Source organism: Candidatus Eisenbacteria bacterium (genome assembly GCA_035712145.1).
Taxonomy (GTDB): Bacteria; Eisenbacteria; RBG-16-71-46; order RBG-16-71-46; family RBG-16-71-46; genus DASTBI01.
The window spans coordinates 1-3,418 of the sequence record DASTBI010000216.1 but is presented as its reverse complement, the minus strand read 5'-3'; the positions used below and the strand labels follow the sequence as shown (position 1 = coordinate 3,418).

Below are 3,418 nucleotides of genomic sequence, written 5' to 3'. Positions count from 1 at the left end.
TTCCTTCGGCCGCGAACCTCTGACCGCCTTCGAAGGAGACGCGCCATGATCGGCTCTCGTACCCTGATCATCGTCGCGATCGCCTGGACGCTCTTCCACACCGTCCACGCCACCGCACAAAGCTCGGTTCCTGACTCGCTTGTCTACTCGCTCGCCTCTCCACCGAGCGAATTCCAGTATGGCTGTTTCGATCCATGTGCCTGCCCGGTGATGAGCCGCTCGCCGCTGACGGGCACTTTCTCGCTGCGCAAGTCCGGCGTCGACCCGCTCTACACCTATTACGACGTGCGCGACGTCCGCTGGAGAGTCCCGGACCAGACCCATCCGATCACGATCGTCGGCTCGGGCACCTATCGCCGCGGCGGCGAAGTGGCGGTGATGGAGCAGCTCACCCTCGATCTCTCCTTCGATGGAGGTCCGCCCCAGCGATTCGACAGCGGCTTGCGCTCGCCTGGCGCCCCCTTCCCGGAGATCAAGACGCAGATCTCGCTCCACTCGCAGTTCTGCTTCGATTCGGTGCTGGTGGTCGACGCCAAGCCTTTCGGTGGCGCAGTTGGGATCGATGACGGGGAACTAGGCCCGACGCTATCGGCGTCACCGAATCCCTTCGGTTCCTCGACCGAGATCCAGTTCGCCGTCACCGGGCCGGGGTTCGTGAGCCTTGGCGTGTTCGACCTCTCGGGCCGTCGTGTCCGCGCGCTGGTGAACCATGAATGGATCACGAGCGGCCGACAGACTCGCGCCTGGGACGGCCTTCTGGACGGCGGCGGATCGGCGCCCGCCGGGCTCTACTTCGTGCGCCTGGACGATCCCTCCGGCAAGATCACCCGGACCGTCTCCAAGTTGAGGTGATGCATCTGCAGGCGCTCGTGATCTAGAAGACGGCTATGGAATACCAGCAGGCACCAGACATCGCGTCCACCTTGGCCGCGCTCTACGCCGACAAGGAGATCGTCCTCGTCGCGATCGACGGTCCCGGCGGTTCAGGCAAGACATTCCTCGCCGAATCTCTCCGGAGGATCCTGAGCGAGTCCGCAGTGCCCGCGTCAACCATCCATGTCGATGACTTCTTTCTTCCCTCGGGTCTCCGGCCTGCGGGCGCGCCCACGGAGAAGCCGATCGGTGGGGACTTCGATTGGTGTCGGCTCCGCGACCAAGTCCTGCGCCCGCTTCGAACCGGCGCGAGTGCGCGGTACGACCGCTACGACTGGGGCAAGGACAGTCTGACGGACTCGTGCGAGGTGTCTCCTGATCGAGTCGTCCTCGTCGAAGGTGTGTACTCGAGCAGGCGCGAAGTGGCCGAATTCTACGATCTGCGGATTTGGGTGGATTGCCCTCGCGAGCTTCGCCTGCTGCGTGGTCTCGAACGCGACGGCGAGGCTGCACGTCGGAGGTGGGAGGAGGACTGGATGCCCAGCGAAGATCGATACATGCAAGAGCATCGACCTCAGGAGCTGGCGGATGCCATCGTCCACGGTGTCGCCGTCTAGGCGACCGCGCGCGTGGAGTCGCTATTCCTCACCGAATCACGGCAGCTCGCGCGACCATTTGACGATCTCCCCGGATCAAGTGGATGAGGTAGATCCCGGGAGCGAGGCTGGGCACCGTACCCATCGACACAACATGCCGGCCCACGCCCAGGCGACCGATTTCCTGTCGCCTCACCTCACGCCCGCTCACGTCGTAGACCACGAGCGTTGCCCGCTTGTCGTCGGGAAGCGTGAAGCTCACGTTCAGAGTGCGGCTCGGGTTCGGCACCGCACCATGGAGGGCCAACGAGGCGCCCGGCTCGACCCATCCGGGAGGGGTCGTGATGGTGAATCGCTCGCTCCTGGCGAGCACACCGTTCACCTCGAAACCGGCCTCATCCGCCGATTCCACGAGCACGGTCGCGATCCGGGCCCGTTGGGTGCCACGGTTTGGCACCGTCCAGAAAGAACTGCCGGTGTTGGGCAGCTCGCGGGCGATGAGAGCCCAGTTCGCTCCATCATCGGCGGAGAAGAGCAGGGCGACCGATTGCACCTCGACACCGGCCGGGGTGTCCCAGCGTACTTCGGCGGTGCTCCCGCCCTGGACTTCGCTCCCGGCGCTCGGTGACGTGACGCGCGCGCGGATCACGCGGATCACGTCGGTCGCCTCGAAGCACCCATTCCCGATCCTGGCGGTCACGGTGACGGGCACCGAATCGCCCTCGCTCACCGTCGCTTCCACCGCCGCACGGTCGAACTTCACCGTGAGGTCCGGGCGGCCATCCTGATCCACATCCCCGATCGAGGTCGGCCCCGAGGCATCCACCGGCACGCTCCCGTTCAGGAGGATCGATGGGATGTCGATGTCGATGGGCGATGCCGGAGGCTCGGGCTCCAGTGTTGCCGTCACCCAATGCCCCGGCGATTGCAGATGGATGATGCTGGGGGAGACCTCGAGGCTCATCGGCACCGGGTTGCACACGACGCCCGTGTTGAGCAGCACCGAGACCGTGTTGGACCAACTGTTCGTGACTGCGAGATCTAGCCTGCCGTCGGCGTTCAGATCGCCGATCGCCACCGAGGTGGGGCCCGCGACCGGGGTGTAGTCGGTTCTGCCCCCGAAGTTTCCATCGCCATTGCCGAGCAGCACCGAAATCGAAGCCTGTTCGTCTTCGTAGTACCCCTGGTTGGCCACCGCCAGATCCAATTTGCCGTCGCCGTTCAGGTCGCCGATCGCGACGAATTGGGGATAGCTTCCAGTGCCGAATCTCGTCTCGACGCCGAAGGTCCCGTCGCCGTTGCCGAGCACCACCGAGACACCCGTGGTCGTGCTCATTCCAGGCCCGGCTGTGTTGGCGGTTGCCAGGTCGGGCTTGCCGTCGCCATTCAAGTCGCCGATGGCCAGGGAGTAGGGGTAGTACCCCATGGCGAAGCTCGTCACCGTGAGGCCGCCATGGCTGTCGTCTCGAAGGACCGACACGGTGGTCGAAATGTAGTTCGCCACGATCAGTTCGAGGTGGCCGTCGCCGTCGAGATCGGCAATCTCCGCGGAGTTGGGATAATCCCCGGTTTGGTAGTCGGTCTTGGTCCCGAAGCTGCCGTCCCCGCGGCCGAGCAGCACCGAGATCGAGCTGGGAGAGTCCTGAGTGTAGCCGTAGTTGACGACAGCCAAGTCGGGCTTGCTGTCTCCGTTCAAGTCCCCTATCGCGGCCGTCGTAGGACTGTATCCAGCCTGGTATTGGGTGTAGTGGGGAAAGGTCCCATCACCGCGACCCAACAGGACCGAGACGGTGGAGACGCCTTCGCCAACGAAGCAGTTCGCCACCGCCAGGTCAGGCTTGCCGTCACGGTTCAGGTCACCGACCGCCACGGAGTGAGGACCCATCCCCGCGCTGAAGTCGGTCTTGGGTCCGAAGCTTCCGTCTCCATTGCCGAGCAGCACGGAGACC

General features: G+C 64.7%; 3 protein-coding genes. 2 read left to right on the top strand and 1 reads right to left on the bottom strand.

What is annotated here, in order from left to right:
- Positions 1-45 precede the first annotated feature (45 nt).
- Both VFQ05_15185 and VFQ05_15180 read left to right on the top strand, forming a co-directional pair.
- A complete protein-coding gene (locus VFQ05_15185) occupies positions 46-852 on the top strand; it encodes a T9SS type A sorting domain-containing protein (GenBank protein ID HET9328109.1) in 807 nt (268 codons plus the stop codon).
- 35 nt (positions 853-887) lie between these two features.
- Complete coding sequence (locus tag VFQ05_15180) at positions 888-1,490, top strand: uridine kinase (GenBank protein HET9328108.1); 603 nt, start codon at positions 888-890, stop codon at positions 1,488-1,490.
- Between the two features lie 28 nt (positions 1,491-1,518).
- Here VFQ05_15180 and VFQ05_15175 read toward each other — a convergent pair.
- The coding region (locus tag VFQ05_15175; protein ID HET9328107.1) for a T9SS type A sorting domain-containing protein at positions 1,519-3,418 on the bottom strand (1,900 nt) is incomplete at its 5' end.

Excerpts from the sequence above, each read along its gene's own strand:
- VFQ05_15185 (HET9328109.1), top strand. The coding sequence starts at position 46 with ATGATCGGCTCTCGTACCCTGATCATCGTCGCGATCGCCTGGACGCTC.
- VFQ05_15180 (HET9328108.1), top strand. The coding sequence starts at position 888 with ATGGAATACCAGCAGGCACCAGACATCGCGTCCACCTTGGCCGCGCTC.